The sequence below is a fragment of the Pseudomonas sp. Root562 genome (genome assembly GCF_001427125.1).
GTDB lineage: Bacteria > Pseudomonadota > Gammaproteobacteria > Pseudomonadales > Pseudomonadaceae > Aquipseudomonas.
Map to the genome: position 1 here is coordinate 281,862 of NZ_LMGK01000004.1, position 24,039 is coordinate 305,900.

Here is a 24,039-nt window from a genome sequence, read left to right on the forward strand (position 1 = left end):
CTCAGCAGCCTCTTCGCGGGCAAACCCGGTCCCACAGTGATCTGTGGCGTTCACAAAACCTGTGGGCTTGCCCGCGATGGGGCCCGAAAGTGCAGTATCAATCTCCCGGTCAAACCAACGGAAAATGTATCCGGAACGCCGCGCCGCCCAAGGGTGAATCGCCCAGGGTCAATCGGGCGCTGTAGCTCTCGATGATGTCCTTGACCACCGCCAGGCCAATACCCTGGCCCGGGTGCTGCCGATCCAGCCGTTCGCCACGCTCGAGAATCCGCGCGCGCTGATCCATAGGCACGCCAGGGCCGTCGTCCTCGACGCACAATTCGATGCCACCGAGGTTTTCCCGCAGGCTGATGCGCACCTCGCCCAGGCACAGGCGGTAGGCGTTCTCCAGCAAGTTACCGAGCATTTCCAGCAAGGCACCCTGCTCGATCGGCACGAAACACTCGTCCGGCAGATCGAAGGTGACCCGCACGCGTTTGTCGCGGTAAACCTTGTCCAGCGTGTCGCACAGGCTTTGCAGCACAGGTCGCAGGCGCACCTGATGCCGCACCAGACCGCTTTTGCGCAGGCTGGCGCGCTGCAATTGATAGCTGATCTGCTGGCTCATGCGTTCGATCTGGGTTTGCAGCACCCATGCCTGATCGCGATCTTCCGGGCGTTGCGCCATGTCTTCGCTGACGCCTTGCAACACCGCCAGCGGCGTTTTCAGGCTGTGTGCCAGATCATCCAGGGAATCACGGTAACGGCTGCGCTGTTCGCGCTCGCTGTGCAGCAAGCGATTGAGCGAACCGGTCAGACGCAACAGTTCCCGGGGATGCTCTTCGCTCAGACTTTCGCGGGTGCCGCCTTCGATCTGGTCCAGCTCCTGACTCAACCGGCGCAAGGCTTTCAGCCCCCAGGTCAGGCCGAACCAGAGCAAGGCCAGCAATACCAGCAACGCTGCCCCGAAGCCTAGATAGAGATTTTCCCGCAGACCTGCGAGGGTGACTTCGTATTCGCGAACCGGCTGCAGGGCAACGATACTGAACGCCGCACTCTTGCCCCCCAGCAGTTTGACCTCGACGTCATAGACGAAAAACTCCTCGCCGTTGGCCTCGCTGATTCTCGCGAATTCGTTGCCGCGCCCGTCGTAGCGCGGTTTGTAGTTAATGTGTTCTTCCTGCGTGGCCTTCGACCGCCAGACCAGCCGTCCTTCGCGGTCATAGATGTAACCGAGCAAACGGCTGTCAGTGAGGTTGAAACGCTCGTCGGGCAATTGCGCCGGCATCTGCAAACGGTTGCTCTCGACTCGGGCGGCAGAGATCAGCGTCGTGACATCAGACGCCAGGCGCTGTTCGATGGAGTCCTGCAAGGCGAGACTGAACGCGCCTTGCATCGCCGGCAGCAACGCCAGCATGAACAACACCGCCAGCAATGTTGCGGCGAGCATCAAGCGAACGCGAAGAGAACGAATCAAGTGCAGCGCTCACTGAACAGGTAGCCGAGGCCACGCACGGTATCGATCGGCTTGAAGCCCGCCGGCCCTTCGAGCTTGCGGCGCAGTCGGCCGACCAGCACCTCGATCACATTCGGATCTCGCTCATCGTCATCCGGGTAAAGCTGCTCCATCAACCGGTCCTTGGCCACCACTTGCTGATGATGGCGCATCAGGTATTCGAGGATGCGGTACTCGTAAGCGGTCAACGCCAGCGGTTGCTCATCGAGGGACGCCTGCTTGCGATTGAGATCAAGCTTCAAAGGGCCGGCGACGATGGTCGATTGGGTAAAACCGCTGGAGCGGCGCAACAAGGCATTGAGCCTTGCGTCGAGCTCTTCGAACTGGAACGGCTTGACCACATAGTCATCGGCTCCGGCGGCAAGGCCCTCGACCTTGTCCTGCCAGTTGCCCCGGGCGGTGAGAATCAGGATCGGGAACGCCTTGCCGCCGGAACGCAACTGACGAATCAGATCGAGCCCGCCCATGCCCGGCAGACCAAGGTCGATCACCGCCAGATCGAAATTGAACTGCCCGGCTTGATACAAGGCTTCTTCGGCATTGGCCACGCTTTCGACGACATGGCCGCTTTCCGTCAGGCGGGTTTGCAGGTGATGGCGCAACAGCGCCTCATCTTCGACGACCAGCAGTTTCATAACGCTCTCCAGGGCAAATCAACCTCTCCTGAGGGAGATAACCGAGCCTCGATGACTTGTTTCATGACTGTGTGCTGATGTCCGTCGCAAGGGACAGAACAGAGCGGCCCACGAGGTCTTCCTGGCGCAGTTTAATGCCATTGTGCGAGACCGACACGTTGGTGTAACCGGCGTGATAACCGGACTGGCCATTTTGCTGCGCCAGGCTCGCGCCCCAATCACTGTCGTTACTCACCACGGCATTGACGGTCGAGCGGCTCAAGACCCGGGACTTTTTGTCCTTGTCGCCGGTCTGTGCAAAAACACGACTGGCCAAATGATCGTCAGCCGCGTGGGCGGCGGCACTGGCGCCCAGCACAGTGAAAGCCAGGAGCAGTTTCTTGAAGCCAGTCATAGGGAGTTTCCTCATGCGCTGTTCGCTTTTTGGGTAGGGCAAGGTTACCGACCTCGCCCTGAACTCCCCCTGAACGCAATCTGAACCTAAGCTGAATCATCTCACCCCAAGCGGTTCGATGAATTTGAACAGGAGATTCAACCATGCGCATGTTCCTCGCTGTCCTTTTGCTGACCTTGAGCGGTCTCGGCCAGGCCGCCATCAAGACCCAGGAAATCCCCTATCAAAGTGCCGACGGCACAAAATTGATCGGCTATTACGCCTACGACGATGCGATCAAGGGACCGCGTCCGGGTGTCGTGGTGGTGCATGAATGGTGGGGGCTCAACGACTACACCAAGCGCCGCGCCCGAGACCTCGCCGGGCTCGGCTATAGCGCCCTGGCCATCGACATGTATGGTGATGGCAAGAACACCGAGCATCCCAAGGACGCCATGGCGTTCATGCAAGCGGCCATGAAGGACAGCGCCGCGTCCAGCGCGCGGTTCCAGGCCGGGCTCGACTTGCTCAAGAAACAGGCGCAAACCGATCCGGACAAAATCGCTGCCATTGGCTACTGCTTCGGCGGCGCCGTGGTGCTCAACGCCGCGCGCCAGGGTGTGCCATTGGCCGGCGTGGTGAGTTTCCATGGCGCGCTGGCGACCAACACCCCTGCCGCACCGGGCAGCGTCAAAGCGAAGATCCTCGTCGAGCATGGTGCGCAGGACAGCATGATCACCCCGGATAACGTTGCCGCGTTCAAAGCCGAAATGGACAAGGCCGGCGCCGACTACACCTTCGTCAGCCTCGACGGCGCCAAGCATGGCTTCAGCAATCCGGATGCCGACCGCTTGGGCCATGGCGATCACGGCGGGCCTGACATCGGCTACAACAAAGCGGCGGATGAAAAGTCCTGGGCGGACATGCAGGCGTTTTTCAAGAAGATCTTTGGCTGACACGCTAAACCCTGTGGCGAGGGAGCTTGCTCCCGCTGGGCTGCGAAGCGGCCCCAGATGGGGCTAACGCGTATACCCTGTTTGCGACTGCTACGCAGCCGAGCGGGAGCAAGCTCCCTCGCCACAAAAGCCCTTTTGCACTACCCAGCCGCAGCCCAACCCGGCAAAATGCCCGTCATGAATGCCCTCCCCGCCCTTCCCGCCTGCTGCACCCCGCTCGATGCGCATTGGCCGTTGCCATTTGTGTTGTCCGACTCGATTCTGTTGAGTACCCACTTCGATCCTGCGCAACTGCTGGGCGATGACTTCCAGCGCAGCGCCATCGAGGCGCCACCCAGTATCCAGCGGTCCGTCGCCAAGCGGCAGGCAGAGTTTCTTGCCGGACGGCTTTGCGCCCGCGCCGCCTTGCAAAAACTCGAAGGCCTGAACTTCAGTCCGGCCATCGGCGAAGACCGGGCACCTGTATGGCCTGCGCACATCACCGGTTCGATCACCCACAGCACCGGGCGGGCAGCGGCCATCGTGGCGAAAAAAAGCCATTGGCGCGGTTTGGGCATGGACCTGGAAAACCTGCTCAATGCCGAACGCGCCGAACGCCTGGCCGGAGAAATCCTCACCGCGCCCGAGCTGCAGCGCATGGCCGCCCGCTCTCGTGATCAATTGGCATTGCTGGTGACCCTGACGTTCTCGGTGAAGGAAAGTTTGTTCAAGGCGCTCTACCCCATTGTCCAGCAGCGCTTCTATTTCGAGCATGCCGAAATGTTGGAGTGGACCGAACGCGGTGAAGTGCGGTTACGGTTGCTGACCGACCTGTCCAATGAATGGCGCAACGGCACCGAGCTGGAGGCGCAGTTCGGGGTGCAGGATGGGCAGTTGTTGAGCCTGGTCAGTATCAAGGCTTGAGTTATCCGGCGCTTGCCCGGGCCTCATCGCCAGCAGGCTGGCTCCCACAGTTGGTCACAGGTGTTGCCAAATTTTCGGCCCACTGCAAATCCAATGTGGGAGCCAGCCTGCTGGCGATGAGTCCTGTGCAGGCAATGCAAACTCTCACCGCTTTTCTTGATTCCTCGGCCAACTCAGACTGAAACACGCCCCGCCCAGATTCTTGCTTTTGCTGATCAACGCCCGCCCCTCATGCCAATGAATGATCCGCCGCACGATCGACAAGCCCAAGCCATGCCCACCCGAGGCGCGGGTACGGCTGTCGTCGAGGCGCAGGAATGGCGTGAAGATTTTCTCCCAGGCGATTTCCGGAACACCCGGCCCATCATCTTCAACATCTACCCGGCAGCGTTGCTGGCCCACCTGATAACTGATGGTCACCCGTGATTGGGCATGGCGCATGGCGTTGCTCACCAGATTCTGGATCGCCCGGTGCAGGTAGCGTGGCTCGGCCTCGACCCAGGCGTCGTCACAATCGGCAGCCGACAGGCACAAGCCTCGCTGCACCGTGACATCGGCGCGCAACGGCGCCAGCTCCTCGATCACCTGATTGACCAGTGCATCGAGGTCGATACGCTGAAAGTTCAGCGCCGGTGACCCCTGCTCCAGTCGTGCATAGGTGAGCATTTCATCCACCAGGCGATCGAGGTCCTCGATGTCGTGGTCCATGCCTTCGCAGTATTTTTCCAGGGCTTGCGGCGTAGTGGCCGAGCCGATCATCTCCAGGCCAAAGCGCAGGCGCGCCACCGGCGTACGCAATTCATGGGACACCGCGCGCACCAGTTCTCGCTGGATCGCCAGCAGCTGCTGCAAGTGTTCGGCCATGCCGTTGAATGCCGACGCCAAGCGCCCGACCGAGTCCGCGCCGCGCGCCGGCACGCGGGTTTCCAGGCTGCCCTTGGCGATACGCGTGGCCGCAGCTTCCAACCCGCGCAAGCGCCGCTCCAGTTGCCGCACCAGCAGATAGACGATCAAACCGATCAGGGTCAGGCCCAACGCTGCAATCAGCACCAGCCACTCCGGCGGATAAGGATTCATCTGGTACAGCGGGCCGATTTCCAACACCCACGGCGTGCCGACCATGCCGGCAAACACCCGGATCGAATCGCCGCCCTTGCCCAGCGCCATGACCGTGTCGCCCTCGGACACGCGACGACTCTGATCTTCGTCCATGTCAGCGTCTTCGACGGTGACCAGACGCAAGTCAAAACCAAACCCCTTGTCCTGCTTCAATTGCGCCAGCCGCACCGGTTGCTCGCCCACCGGATAACGCACCAGCTCATCGACCAACAGGTAAATCGTCGCCCTTGCCAGTTGCTCGCTGATCTGCTGCACCTCCCCGGTGAGAACCAGCTGTTCCTTTTCGCTGACCAGGCGATAAACCTTCGCCGCATGCGGCCCGGTCTGCTCCACCAGCGCCTGGCCATGCAGCACACGGGTACGTTGACGCAGGTCGAGGTCGGTTTCGTTGAAGGTTTTCAGCGCCAGCGGAATGCCCAGCAATCGCTCCCACACCAGCAACGCCCGGTGGCGCTCGGTCTGGTTCATCGGTTGCAGGTTGTCGGCCATCAGCGAAAACGTGCCATGGGCCAGACGCTCGCGGTACTGCTCGCTGCGCACCTGGTTGAGCATGTGCAACGCCAGCACGCCAAGCACCGCCACCAAAATCAGCGCGGCGCACATGCCGCCATAAATACGCAGGAAGATCGAGTTCACAGGGTTGGGTCTACGCAGGCCTCGGGAACGAACAGGTAACCTTTGCTACGCACAGTCTTGATCAGCCGTGGATGATCCGGGTCGTCGCCGATTTTCGGACGGATGCGCGAGATGCGCACGTCGATGGAACGGTCCTGGCCGTCATAGCCGATCCCGCGTAGCGCGGTGAAGATTTCTTCCCGGGACAGAATGCGCCCGGCGTTGGCCACCAACAGCCAGAGCAAGTCGAATTCGGCACTGGTCAATTCGATACCGTTGTCGTTCAACCAGGCTTCGCGCAAGGCGTTGTCCACCACCAGCGGACCAAACTGCAGGCGCCGTTGTTTTTCCGGTGCCGGTTCCGGGGCTTCACTGCGCCGCAGCAACGCCTGGATACGCGCCAGCAGCAAGCGCGGGCGCACCGGTTTGCAGACGTAATCGTCGGCGCCCAGGTCGAGGCCGAGGATCTGGTCGGTGTCATCGCTGCGTGCGGTGAGCATCAGGATCGGGCCGTCGTAGCGGTCGCGGACCTTGCGGCAGATACTCAGGCCATCTTCCCCGGGGAGCATCAGGTCGAGGATCACCAGGTCCGGCTGTTCCTTGATGATGCGCGCTGCCGCCAGGGCGCCATTGCCCTCGATCGTCACCCGCAGGCCATTGGCTTCCAGGTAATCGCGGGTCAGTTCGGCCAGACGCTGGTCGTCCTCCACAATCAGTACCTGCCAGGCTTCTTGCTCCACGGATGACCTCTGCTTGCCAATGACGCTAATAAGGAAGGATCCGCCCGTCTTTTTGTAATGATTCGGGGGGATAAATTGCATATACGCTGGCCGATTGTATAAACGTCACCTGCGCAGAACACAAGCCGGTAAATGCGTTCGGACATGGCGGTTTTTTGTGATAGGGTTCGCGCCCTTAAAAATCCGGCCGGCCGTTTTCGATCGTTGAAAAATGCTGAAAAAAGGTCCGGTCCAGCAGCATCGCGGCCTACACGCCGGTTCGCTCTTTCACACACAATTTACGCACAGGTTTATCCACAGGTAGTACGTTGCAATCGCCCCCCAAAACGCATTATCTTGTAGCCCAGCGCCAAAAAAACCCTAGATGTAGGGTTTAGCGCAAAAAACCAAACACAAACCGGACACCAATTTCAAGCGCTTTTCTTGCCACTGTCCGGTTGAACCAAACGTATTTTCGAAAGACCAAACCGCGCGTGCGGATGGCTACTGTATTTCGGCCCGATGGGGTGAAAACGGTACGGGTGTTGCAGTCCTGAACTGTCACCTCAAAGGACCCCGGTCTTGCGCCCAAGGCGTGAGACCAAAGACTTCGGCATGGAAGCGGCGCCCAATAGCCCCCTTCCTGATCTGTCCCGAAGTTGGTATGCCCGGCACTCGCCGGTTGTAGTGCTTCAGGACGGAACGGTGGGCACTGTGATGGTGCCCAAACAAACATAGAGAATGTGGAGACAACCCCCCATGCAAACCGACACAACTCGCGAGAACCCGCAGGGCACCTTGCCGCAGGCTACAGATTCGAATCAGGATCTGTCCGCCACCGCGCCTGGCCAACTGCGCGTGATCAAGCGTAACGGCACTGTCGTTCCTTATACCGATGACAAGATCACCGTCGCCATCACCAAAGCGTTTCTCGCAGTTGAAGGCGGCACCGCTGCTGCTTCGTCGCGAATCCACGACACCGTGGCCCGCCTGACCGAACAGGTCACCGCCACCTTCAAGCGTCGCATGCCATCGGGCGGCACCATCCACATCGAAGAAATCCAGGACCAGGTTGAACTGGCCCTGATGCGCGCCGGCGAGCAGAAAGTCGCGCGCGACTACGTGATCTACCGTGACGCGCGCTCCAAGGAACGCGCTGCGCATGCCCCGGTCGAAGAAGCCGTCAACGCTCACCCGTCGATCCGCATCACCCGCGCCGACGGTACTTTCGCACCGCTGGACATGGGCCGCCTGAACACCATCGTCACCGAAGCGTGCGAAGGCCTGGAAGAAGTCGACGGCGACCTGATCCAGCGCGAAACCCTGAAAAACCTGTACGACGGCGTAGCTCTGACCGACGTCAACACCGCACTGGTGATGACCGCCCGTACCCTGGTCGAGCGTGAGCCGAACTACTCCTTCGTGACCGCCCGCCTGCTGATGGACACCCTGCGTGCCGAAGGCCTGGGCTTCCTCGGTGTTGCCGACAGCGCCACCCACCACGAGATGGCCGACCTGTACGCCAAGGCCCTGCCGGCCTACATCGCCAAGGGTATCGAATTCGAATTGCTGAACCCGGTCCTGGCCTCCTTCGACCTGGAAAAACTCGGCAAGGCCATCAACCACGAGCGCGACCAGCAGTTCACCTACCTGGGCCTGCAAACCCTGTACGACCGTTACTTCATCCACAAGGATGGCGTGCGTTTCGAACTGCCGCAGATCTTCTTCATGCGCGTGGCCATGGGCCTGGCGATCGAAGAGAAGCACAAAGAAGACCGTGCGATCGAGTTCTACAACCTGCTGTCGTCCTTCGACTACATGTCGTCGACGCCGACCCTGTTCAACGCCGGCACCCTGCGTCCACAGCTGTCGAGCTGCTACCTGACCACCGTGCCGGATGACCTGTCGGGCATCTACCACGCGATCCACGACAACGCCATGCTGTCGAAATTCGCTGGCGGCCTGGGCAACGACTGGACGCCGGTTCGCGCGCTGGGTTCGTACATCAAGGGCACCAACGGCAAATCCCAAGGCGTCGTGCCGTTCCTCAAAGTGGTGAACGACACCGCCGTCGCCGTTAACCAGGGTGGCAAGCGCAAAGGCGCTGTCTGTGCCTACCTGGAAACCTGGCACATGGACATCGAAGAGTTCATCGAGCTGCGCAAGAACACCGGTGATGACCGTCGTCGTACCCACGACATGAACACCGCCAACTGGATCCCTGACCTGTTCATGAAGCGTGTCTTCGATGACGGCAAGTGGACCCTGTTCTCGCCATCCGAAGTACCGGACCTGCACGACCTGACCGGCAAGGCTTTCGAAGAGCGTTACGAGTACTACGAAGCCCTGACCGAGTACCCGGGCAAGGTCAAGCTGTTCAAGACCATCCAGGCCAAAGACCTGTGGCGCAAAATGCTGTCCATGCTGTTTGAAACCGGCCACCCATGGCTGACCTTCAAAGACCCGTGCAACCTGCGCAGCCCGCAGCAGCACGTCGGCGTGGTCCACAGCTCGAACCTGTGCACCGAGATCACCTTGAACACCAACAAGGACGAGATCGCCGTTTGCAACCTGGGCTCGATCAACCTGCCGAACCACATCGTGGGCGGCAAGCTCGACACCGCCAAGCTGCAACGTACCGTCAACACCGCCGTGCGCATGCTCGACAACGTGATCGACATCAACTACTACTCGGTGCCGCAAGCGAAGAACTCCAACTTCAAGCACCGTCCGGTCGGCCTGGGCATCATGGGCTTCCAGGATGCGCTGTACCTGCAGCACATCCCTTACGGCTCCGATGCTGCGGTGCAGTTCGCCGACACGTCCATGGAAGCTGTCAGCTACTTCGCGATCCAGGCGTCCTGCGACCTGGCCGACGAGCGTGGCGCCTACGAGACGTTCCAGGGTTCGCTGTGGTCCAAGGGCATCCTGCCGCTGGATTCGCAACAGATCCTGATCGAAGCCCGTGGCCAGAAGTACATCGATGTCGACCTGAAGGAAACCCTGGACTGGGCACCGGTACGTGCCCGCGTGCAGAAAGGTATCCGTAACTCCAACATCATGGCCATCGCGCCGACCGCGACCATCGCCAACATCACTGGCGTATCGCAGTCGATCGAACCGACCTACCAGAACCTCTATGTGAAATCGAACCTGTCGGGCGAATTCACCGTGATCAACCCGTACCTGGTTCGCGACCTCAAGGCTCGCGGTCTGTGGGACTCGGTCATGATCAACGACCTGAAGTACTACGACGGTTCGGTTCAGCAGATCGAGCGCATCCCGCAAGAACTCAAAGAGCTCTACGCGACCGCGTTCGAAGTGGACACCAAGTGGATCGTCGACGCGGCCAGCCGTCGTCAGAAGTGGATCGACCAGGCTCAGTCGCTGAACCTGTACATCGCCGGCGCTTCGGGCAAGAAGCTGGACGTGACCTACCGCATGGCTTGGTACCGTGGCCTGAAAACCACTTACTACCTCCGTGCCCTGGCCGCGACCAGCACCGAGAAGTCGACCATCAACACCGGCAAGCTGAACGCTGTTTCCAGCGGCGGCAACCACGGTGACGACTCGGTCCTGGCAGCGCCTGCCGGTCCTGCTCCAGTACCGAAGGCTTGCGCCATCGACGAGCCGGATTGCGAAGCTTGCCAATAAGCTGAGCCGGTAGGCGTCGAAAGACGCTTATCCGAACCCCCGACAGGCCTCTGGCTTGCCGGGGGTTTTCTTTTGCCCCTCTGCAGGAGCAAAGCTTGCTCGCGATGGCCACTTCACGATTCGTCTGGATTACCGTGTAATCGTTCATCGCGAGCAAGCTTCGCTCCTACAGGTCTGCGACACCCACAAAAAAGCCCCTCTTGCGAGGGGCTCTTCGTACAGCGTTACAACTCAACCAACATCAAGTCATCTGAATGATGGTCTGCATGATAGTGCTCTGGGTCGAGATGGTCTTGGCGTTCGCCTGGTAGTTACTCTGCGCCTTGATCAGTTCGACCAGTTCGTTGGTCACGTTGACGTTCGACTCTTCCAGGGAGTTGGAATGAATTTCCCCCAGGCTGCCGGTCTGCGGCGCGTCGTAGCCTGGCTGACCCGAGGCGAAAGTTTCCTTCCAGCTGGTACCGCCCACTGGCTGCAGGCCTTGCTCATTGGTGAAGCTGGCCAAAGCCAGTTGACCGATCGGCTTGGTCTGGTAGTTGCTGAAGTTGGCCAGCATGACACCGCTGCCGTCGATGGTCAGGTTGGTGATCTGGCCAGTGGCGTAACCATTTTGCGCAGGAATGGAGCGAGCGCTGTCGGCATTGAATTGCGTGGTATTGGTCATGGTGACCGTCACACCCGCCGGGTCAGAGGCTGCGCCGTTGGCTGCCCAAACGCCATTGGTGACTTTGCCCGGAACCCACCCGGTGATTTTCAGATCAGGGCTGACGACGGGAGGTGTGCCCGGCGTGGTGACCGAAACCAGCTTGCCACTCGTGTCAAACGCCATGGTCGAAGGGACCGGACGCGAAGCGGCGTTCATTGGATCGCTGCCATTGGGGTTACGACCATCGATCAAGGTATAGACGTCCCAGGTGTTGGGTCCCGTCTTGACCATGTATTGGTCCATCTGGTGCGTGTTGCCCTGCGTATCGAAAATCTGGGTGCTGAATTGCTTGTTGAAAGCGGTTCCCGGCTTGCTCGGGTCAAACGGATTGGCCACCGTGTCGATCACATCGGACTTGGAGTCCAGGTTGATCGTCGACGAAACGGTGGTGGTAGTTTTCGGCGCCAGGTTCGATGTGTCGATGCGCAGGTCAGTCAGCACGCCATTGATGATCTTGCCGTTGGCGTCCACGCCATAACCTTGCAGGCGAGCAGTGCCGTCGGTGTTGGTGACGTAGCCTTCCTTGTCGACCTTGAACGTACCGGCACGGGTGTAGGACAGCGAGCCGTTGTCGTTGAGCACAAAGAAGCCCGAGCCGTTGATGCCCATGTCCAGCACGTTGCCGGTGTTGTTGATGTCACCCTGGGTGAACTGCTGGGAGACGTTGGCCAGGCGCACACCGCTGCCGGTGGTCTTGGTGCCTGTACCCAGCCGGGTGGCGGAGTACACATCTTCGAATTCCGCACGGGACGATTTGAAGCCGACGGTGGCAACGTTGGCGATGTTGTTGCCGGTCACGTCCAGTTGTTTGTTGGCGGCATAGAGACCGCTAAGGCCGATGTTAAAAGACATGTTCCACTCCTTTGTGCCGGGTTAGTCGGCTCTATATACCAATGGTTTGCACTTTGGACAGGGCGACACTGCCCAGCCCGGCCAGATTGAGCATCAACTCACCGCCGGTCTGGCTGATGGTCACGCTGTTGACGGTCGCCGGCAGGTTGGTGATCAGCGCAACGCTCTGATCATCGATGGTGGTTGTCGCACCGAAGGTGTAGGTACCCGCTGGCGCCACGTTGCCGGCATCATCCTTGCCATCCCAGGTGAAGCTGGCATTGCCCGCGTTCTGGTCAGCCAAGGTAATGGTGCGAATGACTTTGCCGTCCTTGTCGGTAACCTTCACCTCGGCTTGCGCCACCGACTGCGGCAGGACGACCGAACCGGTCATGCCTTTGGTGGTGTCGACCACCGCCTTGTCGCCCGGCGCGATGACCGAACGGCCGACCAGGGAGGACGCCTGCAATGCCTGGGACGAACCGAAAGTGCCGGCAATGCCGCTCACGGTATCGTTGAGTGTGGTGATGCCTTCCAGGCTGCTGAACTGCGCCAGTTGTGCAACGAACTCGCCATTGCCCTGCGGCTCCAGCGGGTTCTGGTTTTTCAGCTGAGTCACCAGCAGTTGCAGGAACGCATCCTTGCCCAGGGCCTTTTTACCGGTGGCACTATTGGCCGCCGACGCCAGGGCATCAGTGTCCTTGTTGGTCTTGATCGAGGAGTTGGCCAGGATGTCGTTGAGTGACAAACCACCGGTGGAATCGGAAACACTCATCTGAGTCGCCCCTTATCACTGACCGAGGGTCAGGACTTTCTGCATCATGGTTTTGGCGGTGTTCATCATTTCAGCGTTGGTCTGGAACGAACGGCTAGCGGAAATCATGTCGGCCATTTCTTCCACCACGTTGACGTTCGGGTAATAGACGTAACCCTTGGCGTCGGCGGCCGGATGATTCGGCTCGTAGCGCGCCTCGAGGTTGCTCTGGTCCTCGACCACACCCAGCACCTGAACGCCTTGACCGGCGGCGTCCTGATTCTGGAACAGCGAATCGCTGCCGCCGCTCTGGCCGCCCTGGAACATGGTGGCGAACACCGGATGACGCGCACGGTAGGTCTGGTCGATGCTCGATGAAACCGTTTCGGCGTTGGCGATGTTCGAAGCGACGGTGTTCAAGCGAGTGGTCTGGGCACTCATGCCGCTACCGGCAATGTTGAAAACACTGGATAGAGACATGGCTTATTCTCCGCGCAGGGCTGACACCAGCCCTTTGAATTTGCTGTTGAGCAGGGTGAAGCTGGCCTGGAAGTTCACGGAGTTTTCCGCGTAGTTCGACTGTTCCAGTTGGGCGTCCACGGTGTTCTGGTCGATCGAAGGTTGCATCGGCGTGCGGTACATCAGCGACTCGTCGCCATTGCCCAGGCCTTCGGCTTCGATGTGTCGGCTGTTGGTCATGTTCAAGGCGAATGTGCCGTTCTTGGCTTTATCGTTCTGAGCCTCGAGCACTTTCGAGAATTCCAGATCCCGCGCCTTGTAGTTCGGGGTGTCGGCGTTGGCGATGTTGTTGGCCAGGACTTCGGCACGCTGCGCGCGGAAGCCCAAAGCCTTTTCATGAATGCCGAGCGCTTTATCGAAGCTGATGCTCATGTCGGGAAACCTTCGGGTGACCTGATTTTTCGTAGGATGGACATAGCAAGCGTCATGCCAATTAAAAAAAGCCCGTAAACCGGGGCTTTGCGCGCAGTGGCAAAGCGGCAATGCCAGAAAAGCGGCAACCGGTTTCCGCTGAATGCCGCTTTTCTGCCGCTTTCCCCACCGCTCGCTCCTGTTACTGAGATGACCTTGAGAAGAGACAGGCATAAAAAAAACGGGTAGCCCTGCGGACTCCCGTTTTTTTTTACTGACGCCAGGGAAATCATTTCGCCTGGTAAATGATCCCCGGGCTGCACTGGACCATCTGGTAATGATCCGGCAATCCGTTCAGCGCCTCGGAAGCACCGAGGAACAGATAGCCGCCCGGCTTCAACGTACTGTGAATGCGCAACAGGATGTCCTTCTTCACTTCAGCAGAGAAGTAGATCAACACGTTGCGGCAAAACACGATGTCGAACTTGCCCAGGCTTGCGTAGCTGTCCAGCAGGTTGAACGAGCGAAATTCAACCCGGCTCTTGATCGGCGCCTTGATCACCCAGCGTCCCGGCCCTTTCGGGTCGAAGTATCGCTGCAGCCGCTCAGGTGAGAGACCGCGACCAATGGCCAGGCTGTCGTACTCGCCGGTCTTGCAGTTGTTGAGCATGGTGCCGGACAGATCGGTAGCAACAATCTGCACGCCCATCCTCAATTGGCCCATATTGACCCGCTCGAACTCGTCGATGGACATCGACAGCGAATACGGTTCCTGCCCCGACGAACAGGCTGCCGACCAGATCCGCAGACGCTGGCCCGGACTGGCCTTGATCGCCTCGGGCAGCACCTTGTTCTTCAACACCTCAAACGGATAGGTGTCACGAAACCACAGGGTTTCGTTGGTGGTCATGGCGTCCACAACCTGTTCGCGCAAACCGCTGCGCGGCTGGGTCTGCATGCGCTGAACAAGCTCACCCAACGACTTGATGCCCTGCTGCTCCATCAGTTTGTTGAGACGGCTCGAGACCAGGTACTGCTTGTTTTCACCGAGCAAAATGCCACAGGCTTTTTCCAGGAATACCCGGAACTGTTCGAAATCCAAATTACCCGTAGACAATGCTGCCGCCTCTTAAATCGTGTTGACTGCCGGGGGCCGAACGCCCCTAGCTAATGTCTGCTGCTTTGATCCGGTCAACTACCCGGGATGCCAGGTCATCAGGACGGAACTTGGCCAGAAAGTCATCGGCACCGACTTTCTTGACCATCGCCTGATTGAACACACCCGACAACGAAGTATGCAGGATGATATGAAGCTTTTGCATGCGAGGGTCGTTGCGTATCTCGGCCGTCAGCGTGTACCCGTCCATCTCCGGCATCTCGATGTCGGAAATCATCATCAGGAACTCTTCTTCCGGCTTCTTCCCCTCGTCGGCCAGCTTGCGCAGGTAATCAAGCGCTTGCCGACCGTCGTTCAACGCCACCACTTCCACGCCCACCGTCTGCAGGCAACGCGTCACCTGCTTGCGTGCCACCGACGAGTCATCGACCGTCAGCACGCGCAATGAAAGCGCCTTGTGCTGGGTCTCCACATCCACCACGCCGACCGAAATCGCTTCCGGTGTCGGTGCCACTTCCGCCAGCACTTTTTCGACGTCGATGATTTCCACCAACTGATTGTCGACCCGCGTCACGGCTGTCAGGTAGTGATCGCGCCCCGTCCCCTTGGGTGGCGGATGAATCTCCTCCCAGTTCATGTTGACGATGCGTTCCACCGATCGCACCAGGAAGCCCTGGGTCTTGGTGTTGTACTCCGTGATGATCACGAAGGGATTGTTCTTGTCCTTCAAAGCACCGGAGCCGGTCGCCATTGCCAGATCGAGGATCGGAATGGTCGCCCCCCGAATATTTGCCACACCGCACACGACAGGACTGGATTTAGGCATCAGCGTCAGTTGGGGGCATTGCAGCACCTCCCGAACCTTGAACACGTTGATCCCGTACAGCTGCTGGCCGTCGAGACGGAACAACAACAGCTCAAGGCGATTCTGCCCCACCAGTTGCGTGCGCTGGTTCACCGAATCCATTACACCAGCCATGCCCAGACTCCTACACCAACGCTAAGTGTTGTTGCGACGCACATTCATCTCTAAACGGCACGGCGCTTGCTTTTTATCTTTCCATGAACACAGAACCGACATTTTTCCGACGCCTGACCACACCGCTCCGCCAATGGCTCGGTGTGTTGGCGGCTGCTTGCCTGTGCCACGCTGGCAGCCCTGCCCTTGCTGACGCAGTTACCTTGCCTGACATGCTTATCGGCGTCACTCAGGGCTTTCTTGAGTTCACCGTAGAGGACTATCTGGCAACCAGTCAAACCGAAGGTCGCTACGAGATCCAGGTCAACCAACTCGACCCACGCCTGCGCATGCCGATGTGTGACAAGGAATTGACAGCCACGCTGGAGAGTCCGGCCAAGCCGTTGGGTCGGGTAACGGTAAAGGTTCGCTGCGAAGGTTCATCCCCGTGGACAGTCTTCGTACCCGCTCAAGTCCGCCTGTTTCGCGACGTTGTGACGACCACTCGGCCCCTGCGCCGCGCCGGTATTGTCGAACCCGCTGACATCACGCTGCGAGAGCGCGATGTCAGCCTGCTCACCCAGGGCTATTTGACCTCCGTGGATCAGGCCATCGGGCAGAGACTGACCCGACCAATGGTCAATGACCAGGTCATCAGCCTCGTGCACATCGAACAGGCGGAAGTCATTCGCAAAGGCGATCAGGTGGTGATTACCGCTCGCAGTGGTACGCTCAGCGTGCGAATGCCCGGTGAAGCACTGGCCAACGGTGGCTTGAGCGAACAAATCAGGGTGAAGAACCTCAATTCCAATCGAGTGATCAAGGCGCAAGTCATCGCGCCGGGGCAGGTCGAGGTGTCCATGTAGGCGGTCTGCCTGTGGCGCTAAGCGGGGCCGTTCCCTAAACTGTGTCCTGTGCGGGGCAAGCGCTGGCGCGCGCAAGCTCATTTTTCAAATGAGCCTAAAGTTTTTCGGGGTATGGCCGAAAACATGGCAAGCGTCCAAATTCCCAGAGGTTTTTTATCATGGTCATCGATTTCAGCCGTTTGAACAGCTCCTCGTCACTCACGGGCAGTACACGTACCAGCGTTGCCAAGGAAACTGCCGATGCCGGCAAATCCGCGCCGCTGAATACCCCGGCCGAACAGGCCAGCACCGTCACGAGCGGGGAATCGGTACATCTCAGCAATGAGGCTCAACAGTTGCAAAAGGTCACTGATACGCTGCGCGATCAGCCCGCTGTCGACAAAGCCCGGGTGGCCGAGTTGAAAGCAGCGATTGCCGATGGCAGCTACAAAGTCGACAGCAACCGTGTAGCCAGCAAACTGCTCAACTTCGAAGCCCAGCGCTAGGCCACGGGCCGGCGCGAGGCTTTTGGACGCTTAAAACCCAAGGCCAGCCATGCACGACACTAATTTACTGCAACTGATCACCGACGATTTTGCTCCAGCGCAACAATTGCTGGAGTTACTGCGCACTGAATCCCTTGCCTTGCATGGTCGCGACATGGTCCTGCTTGAAGGCATCCTGGCGCAGAAGCAGGCATTGATCATTCTGCTGGAACAGCATGGCCGCAAGCGCAGCGAAATTCTCGCCAGTCTCAATTTGCCAACCAACCGTAGCGGCCTTGAGCAGTTGGCCAGCCAGTCCAGCGTTGGCGAAGCATTGCTTTCTCAAAGCGATGTCCTCACCGATCTTCTGTCCCAATGCCAGGCCGCCAATGCCAACAACGGTCAGTCGATCGTCGTCCAGCAGGTTGCCACGGCCACCCAGCTGAAAATCCTTACCGGCGGCGAACCTCCAGCGCTCTACGATGCCAGCGGAACATTTTCCAAGCTTGTGAAACCGCGTCCGCTCAGTCAGGCTTGACCTGTCGATGAGCGCGCTCTATCAAGACGCGAAACATGCTGGCAAAATGCTGGCTAGCCGTAGTCAAAATTTGTCTGGAGATTGATTAACCGTGTCCAATGCCTTAAATGCGGAAGATGCTCCGCAGCCACCCAAGGTGCTCAGCACGCCCCTGGAAATCTCCGGCAACCTGCGCCAACTGCAAGAAAGTCATGACCCGCTGATCATCACGTTCCATGAGCGCAGCCAGCGCTTCCAGAGCTATCTGGTGGACATCGACCGTGAAAGCAACATGATTGCCCTGGACGAAATGATTCCCCGTGACGGCGAACGCTTTCTGCTGGCTGGCGAACCCTTCAAGGTTGAAGGCTTTCACGACGGCGTGCGCATCGCCTGGGAAAGCAATGGCCCGCTGACCATCGACGAATCCGGTGGCGGTCGTTGCTACCGCGGCACTCTGCCTGATGAAGTGGTCTACCACCAGCGTCGCAATGCCTTTCGCGCGGCATTGAAGCTGGCACAACTGGTCAACGTCGACCTGGACGGTGAAAAACTCAAGGCGGCCATCAACGGCAAGCTGCTGGACATTTCCGCCACCGGCTGCAAGCTGCGCTTTGACGGAGACATCACAGAGAGCCTGCAACTGGGCCAGGTCTATGACCGCTTCTCGGCTGCCCTGCCCTTCGGCAAGATGACTGCGCCGGTCGAACTGCGCTACCTGCACTTCGAAGAAAGAATCTCCACGACCTTCGCCGGCGTACGCTTCCATAACATGAGCGGGCTGGTGCAACGGCAAGTCGAGCGCTTTGTCTATCAGCTGCAACGCGAAGCACGGCGCTTCGACAAAGACGATTTCTGACAGGACACACCCATAAAAAAACGGGCAGCCCCTTGCGGTGACTGCCCGTTTTTTTTGGCTGAATGTTAAGGCCTGGCTTCAGTGAAACTCTGTTCCCTGCCCTCATCCGGATCTTCTGGCGGGGCATCGGCCGGTGTCACCGATTCGGTCGTCGGCTCGGACGGAATCGGATTCTGCATTTGATCCTGCACGACTTGCTCATCAACACGCGGATCGAGGCAGGCCACCAGCGGTGAACTTGTCATGTTGTCCGGCATTGCCACGTGATGCAGCGGCGCGTCTTCCACTTGATGCAAATTGGTGACCGCTTTCGGACGAATACGCCACACTAGCACCAGCGCAAAGAAACTGAAAAATGCATAAAGCATTTGGCTGCCGAACAGCTTCATCAGCACGCCTGCAACCAGGGGTCCGATACTCGCGCCAACACCGTAGGTCACGAGCAACATCGCCGTCAGGGACACCCGGCGATCACCTTCGACGTGGTCATTGGAGAATGCCACTGCCAATGGGTACAAGCAGAACTGCACCAGCGAACAGACAAAACCAGCGACAAACAGAATCTCCAGCGGCACCTGCGGCAAAATCGCCAGTGGCAGAGCAGCCAGTGCCAGACAAAACGCGAAACTGCGGATCAACAGCGCCCGGTCATAGCGATCGGACAGCCAGCCCAGTGGCCACTGCACCAATAACCCGGCAAAAATGCAGCTACCCATGAACAGACCCACTTGCTCAGTGGACAACCCTTGCTGCGAGGCGTACAGCGGCGCCAGACCGTAGAACGAACCTACGATCAAGCCCGCCCCCAGGACCGTACTCAAAGACTGCGGCACGCGCTTGATAAAGAACCGCGGCTCCATCGGTGCCGGATGCAAAGGCGCAGGGTGAATGCGTCGCGTCAAAGCCACCGGCACCAGACACAAGGTAAAGCACAACGCTACCAGCATCAGCAGCTCAAGCCCGAGCCCCGGGTGCATGACCAGAATCAGCTGGCCGAGCACCAACCCAAGGTAAGAGGCGATCATGTAGCCGCTGAACACCAGCCCGCGCTGCTTGGCTTCGGCCTGCTCGTTGAGCCAGCTTTCAATGACCATGTACTGACACATCATGCCCAGGCCGACGATCACCCGCAGGAACAGCCATGCGGGCAGCCAGTTGACCAGACCATGGCCCAGCACCGCCGCACCGACGATCCCGGCACAGGCTGAATAGGCTCGAATATGTCCGACCCGGGCAATCAGCCGATGGCCGATCTTGCCGCCCAGCACCAGGCCGAAATAGTTGGCAGCCATCAGCGCACCGACCCAAAGGCTGTCGACATGATCGGCAGCCAGGCGCAATGCCAGGTAAGTACTCAACAGGCCTGAGCCGATCAACATCATCAGCGAGGCGAAATACAGCGCTCGAAAGGATTTCCAGATTTGGCGCATCGGCGTTCCGAGCGGCTCCTTGCAGTGAGTAACGGACTATCAAACGATAGCCCGGTGTCGACATTTCGTCAGGCCTGGGCGGCTAGGACACGTCGTTCCCAGGGAGTGATTTCATCGTAGAAGCTGGTCAGCTCCATGGTCTTCGAAGCGATGTAGCCTTCGATGAACTCCTTGCCGAACAGTTCCTTCGCCAAGTGACTACGCTTCAGACGTTCGAGAGCTGCATGCAAGGTACACGGCAATGAAAGATTATCCGGTACTTCGAATTCACCCTGGATCGGCTCGCTCGGTTCGAGTTTGTGTTCAATGCCATGCAAGCCCGCTGCAAGGCTGGCGGCAATCGCCAGATAAGGGTTGGCGTCAGCTCCGGGCAAGCGGTTTTCAACCCGACGAGCAGCAGGTGAACTGGCCGGAATGCGCAAACCCGCTGCCCGGTTGTCATGGGACCAGCAAGCATTGTTCGGCGATGCAAACGGATGGCACAAGCGCTGGTACGAGTTGACGTTCGGTGCAAACAACGCTGTGAAATCCGCCATGCCCGCTTGTTGCCCGGCAATGAATTGCCGGAAGATCGCCGTCGGTTGCCCCGCATCATCACTGAACACGTTCCGCCCGGTGTCGATTTCGACAATGCTCTGGTGAATATGCATCGAACTGCCGGGGGTATGCGCCAGAGGTTTGGCCATGCAGACCACCGTCAGATGGTGCTTGAGCGCAACTTCCTTGAGCAGATGCTTGAACAGGAAAGTCTGGTCCGCCAACAACAGCGGATCACCGTGCAGCAGGTTGATCTCGAACTGGCTGACACCCATCTCATGCATGAACGTATCGCGCGGCAACCCCAGCGCCGCCATGCACTCATACACCTCGTTGAAAAACGGCCGCAAGCCGCTGTTGGAACTCACACTGAATGCCGAATGACCGTCTTCGCGACGACCATCCAGGCCCACCGGCGGTTGGAACGGCTGCCCAGGGTCGGGGTTGGGGGCGAAGACAAAGAATTCGAGTTCGGTCGCCACCACCGGCGCCAGGCCAAGCTCGGAGTAACGCGCGATAACAGCCTTGAGTTGACCGCGAGTCGACAGGTTGGAGCTTTCCCCGGTCAGCTCATCCGCATCACAGATGGCCAACGCACGCGGCTGCTTGCTCCAGGGTAAACGGTGGATCTGCCTCGCATCTGGAACGAGCGCAAGGTCACCGTCATCGCTGCCATAAAATCGTGCTGGCGGATATCCGCCCATGATGCATTGCAACAGTACGCCCCGCGCCAACTGCAGTCGCCGCCCCTCGAGGAAACCGTCCGCGGTCATCACTTTGCCCCGCGGTACGCCATTCAGATCCGGCGTAACACATTCAATCTCGTCAATGCCCGTCAATCGCTGCGCGAGTGAGGCCAGGCCATCGGTTGTCATGACGCAATCCTTGTTATTGTACGAGCCGCGAACGGCGACCCGTACAAAATAGGCTTCACGTGTTCGGAATATCAAGCAACGCCCAACAAAAAGCTTTGCGGCAGAAAAAATCAGGGCAAATAAATACTGAACACACCGCCACCCAATGGGCCGCCGTTGCCGATTTCGGTACGCCCGCCGACACCATTGCGCTGATGCAAAGCCGCAATCCGGCCGGCGAAATACAATCCAAGGCCCGTACTGCCACTGCTCTGATTGATGCCCTGTACGTAATCCGCCTGACGTTCAATCATCTCTTCAGGATAACCGTCACCATCGTCGTTGACCGTCAGTACCAATTGCCCCGCCTCGTCGCTGACACTGACCAGAACCGCATGACGCGCATAACGAATGGCATTGTTGATCGCATTGGCCAGTACTGAAGCGATCAATTCACGGTCGAAGAAACCCAATGGGCTCAGGGGATCGACTTCAAACGTCGCGGCGATACCACGACTGACGAACACATCATGATGACACGCCAGCTGCGCTTCGATGAAGTCATCCAGTTCGTGGTAGGCCGGTTGCAAGGGCATCTGGTTGACGCCCAGCTTGTACAAGCCCAGCAGCTGCACGAGCATACCGTTGAGGTGAGCGAACTCGAACTCGATCACCCCTTGTTCCGGTGTATGCCGCGTCGGCTCTGGCAATCCCGCCAGCCATTGACTGTGGGCCTGCATCAACATGGCCAACGAGTTTTTCATGTCGTGCACGGTGGACGCGATCACGGTAGAGAAATCGAGGGATTGCGAGTTGTCGTTCATTCGCCAAACGCCTTGCTTTTGAGCTTCTGATATCGCGGATAACGAGCGTCGGAGTCGGGCATCAATCCAACCATCTTCAGGCAAGTGCGACATTCTTCGAGTTCGGCCGACGCCACAGCGGTATCAGTGCCATGCAGCAGCGCCTGTGCCAGGTTCAGCGCGATACTGATGTTCTTCGGCTGCAGCGCCAGGGCCTTACGAAACACCTCACGGGCTTCCACCAGATTGCCAGTCTTGTACACGCGTACGCCCTGACGATTAAGGTCGGCAGCCGCGTTACCGGAATTGAGAATTGTCGGGTCATCGGTCAGCTTGGCGATGCCCTTCATGACCGTTGGGTCGTCACCGTAGATCTCTGCGCAGTTTTTCAACATCGACGCCCCTGCGCTGGCTTGACCGAGCATTTGCAACTGCTTGGCAACCAGCAACGCCGCCTCGGCACTCATGAATTGCTCCATGCCATCAAGGCGCATCATCGCCTGCTCCGTGAGCTTTTCCGCGGTTTCGGCATCATTGAGTAACAGGCTGGTCGCCTTCATCAGCCGTGCACGGATTTGCAGGCCTGGGTCGGACGGGTTCTCCTTGGCCACGGCACTTAGCGTTGTGTTGATTTCCAGTCGGGTACGAGTATCCAGACCTTTTTCGCTACCTTTGCTGATCAAGGCATGGGCCAGCCCGAGGTTACTTTCCGCATCCTTGAAGCGGGACTGCGCACCCTGAGCAACAGCCTGGCGATAGGCTTTGGAGGCCGTATCAAAATCTTCGTTGGTCATGGCCAGCTTGCCTAACTGCGCTTGGCGGCGGACGGCCAAAGGCGAGAGGCGGATGGCTTCTTCTAGTACTTTCTGGGCAGCCCTGGTGTCGCCTTCGGCGACCAATACATCGGCCATGCCATCATAAAGTGCCGGCATCATCGGAAACACTTTCAATGCTTTCTCGTAGACACCTTTGGCCTGTGCTACCTGACCACGCTTGAACAGCAACTTGCCAAGCCCGGCGAACGCCCAAGGCAAAGGTCGGTCCGCGATGATGCTGTCGTAGAGCCGCTCCAGCGCCTCATTCTGATTGAGGTCACGCAGCGCATCGGCGCGGTAACGCAGACATAACGGCGAATAGCGAATGTCCTGCTTGCACAGGGCGATGCAAGCGTTAAGCACTTCAACCGGTTTACCACGGTCGAGCGCCTGAAGAATGGGCTTGAGTAACGTCTTGCGCTGCTCAAGGCGCTCCAGGCGTTGGGCCAGGCCGGAACGGTTGAAGGGCTTGGTCAGGTAAGCATCGGGTTCGTGTTCCAACGCGCTGAGTACCATGGCCTGACTGGTCTCGGCGGTGACCATGACGAACACGCTTTCATGGCTGATCAGCTTCTCGATCATCAGGTCTTCGAGCACTTGCTGACCATTCTTCTTGCCATCGCCCAGATGAAAATCCTGCAAGATGAAATCGTAGGATTTCTGCGAACACATTTTCAGCGCCTGTTCGCCAGTGTCCGCTGTGTCCACATCCTTGACACCCAACTCCCGCAACATGGACCTGACGGAACTGCGGAAATCCGAGAAATCATCGACGATCAGAAAACTCTTTTGGTGATACGACAGCATCGAAGATTTCCAGGCAGATTAAGAAGAAAAGCCGAAAGACAAACACACAAAGAAGATCAACTGCACGACCCTCATGGCGCGCAGATGATAGCCAGTAGCCACAACCTATCAAGCGTTTTCTCTTGAACTGCAAATACAATGAAAGAGTGAGAAGTGAAGATCGCTTGACCTTAAGGTTATCGGCCAGTGATAGCGTTCCCTTGAAGGCTCATTAACGATGCGGCACAAAAAAGGGATGCTCCATCGGAGACATCCCTTTTTTGGTCCTACGGTGTTTTTCTCCAGACAAAACAAAACCCCAACTGCTTTCGCAATTGGGGTTTCGGAATTTAATCTTGACGATGACCTACTCTCACATGGGGAAACCCCACACTACCATCGG

22 protein-coding genes are annotated in these 24,039 nt (G+C 58.7%); 7 read left to right on the plus strand and 15 right to left on the minus strand.

Annotated features, from left to right (window positions below; all coding sequences use genetic code 11):
• Positions 1-109: 109 nt before the first annotated feature.
• The 3 genes from ASD60_RS06170 to ASD60_RS06180 form a co-directional block, all read right to left on the minus strand.
• Positions 110-1,456: an ATP-binding protein gene (locus tag ASD60_RS06170; RefSeq protein ID WP_056853141.1), complete on the minus strand. Its 1,347-nt coding sequence runs from the start codon at positions 1,454-1,456 to the stop codon at positions 110-112.
• On the minus strand, positions 1,453-2,130 hold the full coding sequence (locus tag ASD60_RS06175) for a response regulator transcription factor (protein ID WP_056853142.1): 678 nt from the start codon (positions 2,128-2,130) through the stop codon (positions 1,453-1,455). Before ASD60_RS06175 ends, ASD60_RS06170 begins: the two co-directional genes overlap by 4 nt.
• A gap of 61 nt (positions 2,131-2,191) precedes the next feature.
• On the minus strand, positions 2,192-2,524 hold the full coding sequence (locus ASD60_RS06180) for a hypothetical protein (protein ID WP_056853143.1): 333 nt from the start codon (positions 2,522-2,524) through the stop codon (positions 2,192-2,194).
• A 143-nt stretch (positions 2,525-2,667) separates the two neighbouring features.
• Here ASD60_RS06180 and ASD60_RS06185 point away from each other — a divergent pair, with 143 nt between their 5' ends.
• Both ASD60_RS06185 and ASD60_RS06190 read left to right on the plus strand, forming a co-directional pair.
• Positions 2,668-3,459, plus strand: coding sequence for a dienelactone hydrolase family protein (locus tag ASD60_RS06185; protein ID WP_056853144.1), 792 nt, complete (start codon positions 2,668-2,670; stop codon positions 3,457-3,459).
• A 177-nt stretch (positions 3,460-3,636) separates the two neighbouring features.
• On the plus strand, positions 3,637-4,362 hold the full coding sequence (locus ASD60_RS06190) for a 4'-phosphopantetheinyl transferase family protein (protein ID WP_056853145.1): 726 nt from the start codon (positions 3,637-3,639) through the stop codon (positions 4,360-4,362).
• A gap of 144 nt (positions 4,363-4,506) precedes the next feature.
• Here ASD60_RS06190 and ASD60_RS06195 read toward each other — a convergent pair whose 3' ends face one another.
• Positions 4,507-6,117 (minus strand): ATP-binding protein, encoded by a 1,611-nt coding sequence (locus ASD60_RS06195; protein WP_056853146.1) that lies wholly within the window; start codon positions 6,115-6,117, stop codon positions 4,507-4,509.
• Entirely contained in the window at positions 6,114-6,836 is a 723-nt protein-coding gene (locus ASD60_RS06200; RefSeq protein ID WP_056853147.1) for a response regulator, read from the minus strand. The genes ASD60_RS06195 and ASD60_RS06200 overlap by 4 nt, the downstream gene beginning before the upstream one ends.
• A gap of 738 nt (positions 6,837-7,574) precedes the next feature.
• Between ASD60_RS06200 and ASD60_RS06205 the strand changes: the two genes are divergently transcribed.
• Positions 7,575-10,469 (plus strand): ribonucleoside-diphosphate reductase subunit alpha, encoded by a 2,895-nt coding sequence (locus ASD60_RS06205; protein WP_056853148.1) that lies wholly within the window; start codon positions 7,575-7,577, stop codon positions 10,467-10,469.
• A gap of 241 nt (positions 10,470-10,710) precedes the next feature.
• Here the strand turns inward: ASD60_RS06205 and flgE are convergent, their stop codons facing one another.
• The 6 genes from flgE to ASD60_RS06235 all read right to left on the minus strand — a co-directional run bounded on the left by flgE (position 10,711) and on the right by ASD60_RS06235 (position 15,726).
• Positions 10,711-12,027 carry a flagellar hook protein FlgE gene (gene flgE / locus ASD60_RS06210; RefSeq protein ID WP_056853149.1) on the minus strand — a complete coding sequence of 439 codons (1,317 nt, stop codon included), beginning with the start codon at positions 12,025-12,027 and terminating at the stop codon, positions 10,711-10,713.
• A 31-nt stretch (positions 12,028-12,058) separates the two neighbouring features.
• A complete protein-coding gene (gene flgD, locus ASD60_RS06215) occupies positions 12,059-12,781 on the minus strand; it encodes a flagellar hook assembly protein FlgD (protein ID WP_056853150.1) in 723 nt (240 codons plus the stop codon).
• Between the two features lie 15 nt (positions 12,782-12,796).
• Positions 12,797-13,240: a flagellar basal body rod protein FlgC gene (flgC, locus tag ASD60_RS06220; protein WP_007937507.1), complete on the minus strand. Its 444-nt coding sequence runs from the start codon at positions 13,238-13,240 to the stop codon at positions 12,797-12,799.
• A gap of 3 nt (positions 13,241-13,243) precedes the next feature.
• Positions 13,244-13,651, minus strand: coding sequence for a flagellar basal body rod protein FlgB (gene flgB / locus ASD60_RS06225; protein ID WP_056853151.1), 408 nt, complete (start codon positions 13,649-13,651; stop codon positions 13,244-13,246).
• Between the two features lie 268 nt (positions 13,652-13,919).
• Positions 13,920-14,747: a protein-glutamate O-methyltransferase CheR gene (gene cheR / locus ASD60_RS06230; protein ID WP_056853152.1), complete on the minus strand. Its 828-nt coding sequence runs from the start codon at positions 14,745-14,747 to the stop codon at positions 13,920-13,922.
• Positions 14,748-14,793: 46 nt separating this feature from the next.
• Positions 14,794-15,726 carry a chemotaxis protein CheV gene (locus ASD60_RS06235; protein ID WP_056853153.1) on the minus strand — a complete coding sequence of 311 codons (933 nt, stop codon included), beginning with the start codon at positions 15,724-15,726 and terminating at the stop codon, positions 14,794-14,796.
• A gap of 83 nt (positions 15,727-15,809) precedes the next feature.
• Between ASD60_RS06235 and flgA the strand changes: the two genes are divergently transcribed.
• From flgA to ASD60_RS06255, 4 genes are all read left to right on the plus strand, one after another.
• Positions 15,810-16,571, plus strand: coding sequence for a flagellar basal body P-ring formation chaperone FlgA (gene flgA / locus ASD60_RS06240; RefSeq protein WP_056853154.1), 762 nt, complete (start codon positions 15,810-15,812; stop codon positions 16,569-16,571).
• A 158-nt stretch (positions 16,572-16,729) separates the two neighbouring features.
• Positions 16,730-17,056 carry a flagellar biosynthesis anti-sigma factor FlgM gene (gene flgM, locus ASD60_RS06245; RefSeq protein WP_056853155.1) on the plus strand — a complete coding sequence of 109 codons (327 nt, stop codon included), beginning with the start codon at positions 16,730-16,732 and terminating at the stop codon, positions 17,054-17,056.
• A gap of 49 nt (positions 17,057-17,105) precedes the next feature.
• Entirely contained in the window at positions 17,106-17,573 is a 468-nt protein-coding gene (locus tag ASD60_RS06250) for a flagella synthesis protein FlgN (protein WP_056853156.1), read from the plus strand.
• Positions 17,574-17,664: 91 nt separating this feature from the next.
• Positions 17,665-18,411, plus strand: coding sequence for a flagellar brake protein (locus tag ASD60_RS06255; RefSeq protein WP_056853157.1), 747 nt, complete (start codon positions 17,665-17,667; stop codon positions 18,409-18,411).
• 65 nt (positions 18,412-18,476) lie between these two features.
• On the opposite strand, the gene ASD60_RS06260 is transcribed toward ASD60_RS06255, so the two are convergent.
• From ASD60_RS06260 to ASD60_RS06275, 4 genes are all read right to left on the minus strand, one after another.
• Positions 18,477-19,841, minus strand: a complete 1,365-nt coding sequence (locus ASD60_RS06260; RefSeq protein WP_056853158.1) for an MFS transporter — start codon at positions 19,839-19,841, stop codon at positions 18,477-18,479.
• 68 nt (positions 19,842-19,909) lie between these two features.
• A complete protein-coding gene (locus ASD60_RS06265; protein ID WP_162250572.1) occupies positions 19,910-21,151 on the minus strand; it encodes a glutamine synthetase family protein in 1,242 nt (413 codons plus the stop codon).
• A 212-nt stretch (positions 21,152-21,363) separates the two neighbouring features.
• Positions 21,364-22,056 carry a sensor histidine kinase gene (locus ASD60_RS06270; RefSeq protein ID WP_056853160.1) on the minus strand — a complete coding sequence of 231 codons (693 nt, stop codon included), beginning with the start codon at positions 22,054-22,056 and terminating at the stop codon, positions 21,364-21,366.
• On the minus strand, positions 22,053-23,657 hold the full coding sequence (locus ASD60_RS06275) for a tetratricopeptide repeat-containing response regulator (RefSeq protein WP_056853161.1): 1,605 nt from the start codon (positions 23,655-23,657) through the stop codon (positions 22,053-22,055). Before ASD60_RS06275 ends, ASD60_RS06270 begins: the two co-directional genes overlap by 4 nt.
• Between the last annotated feature and the right edge of the window lie 382 nt (positions 23,658-24,039).